The sequence below is a fragment of the Stenotrophomonas sp. SAM-B genome, assembly GCF_013387485.1.
In the GTDB taxonomy this organism is placed as follows: Bacteria; Pseudomonadota; Gammaproteobacteria; order Xanthomonadales; family Xanthomonadaceae; genus Stenotrophomonas; species Stenotrophomonas maltophilia_AA.
The window spans coordinates 1-426 of sequence record NZ_JABBXB010000059.1 but is presented as its reverse complement, the minus strand read 5'-3'; the positions used below and the strand labels follow the sequence as shown (position 1 = coordinate 426).

Below are 426 nucleotides of genomic sequence, written 5' to 3'. Positions count from 1 at the left end.
CTACACGGGTATCTAATCCTGTTTGCTCCCCACGCTTTCGCACCTCAGCGTCAATACTTGTCCAGTGAGTCGCCTTCGCCACTGGTGTTCTTCCGAATATCTACGAATTTCACCTCTACACTCGGAATTCCACTCACCTCTCCATGATTCAAGCGATGCAGTCTTAAAGGCAATTCCGGAGTTGAGCCCCGGGCTTTCACCTCTAACTTACAAAGCCGCCTACGTGCGCTTTACGCCCAGTAATTCCGAACAACGCTAGCTCCCTCCGTATTACCGCGGCTGCTGGCACGGAGTTAGCCGGAGCTTATTCTCCCGGTACTGTCATTATCATCCCGGGTAAAAGAGCTTTACAACCCTAAGGCCTTCATCACTCACGCGGCATTGCTGGATCAGGCTTTCGCCCATTGTCCAATATTCCCCACTGCT

Annotated in this window: 1 rRNA gene; it reads right to left on the bottom strand. The window is 52.1% G+C overall.

Annotation, left to right across the window (positions count from 1 at the left end):
• A 16S ribosomal RNA gene (locus HH110_RS19645) occupies positions 1-426 on the bottom strand; the annotation flags it as partial.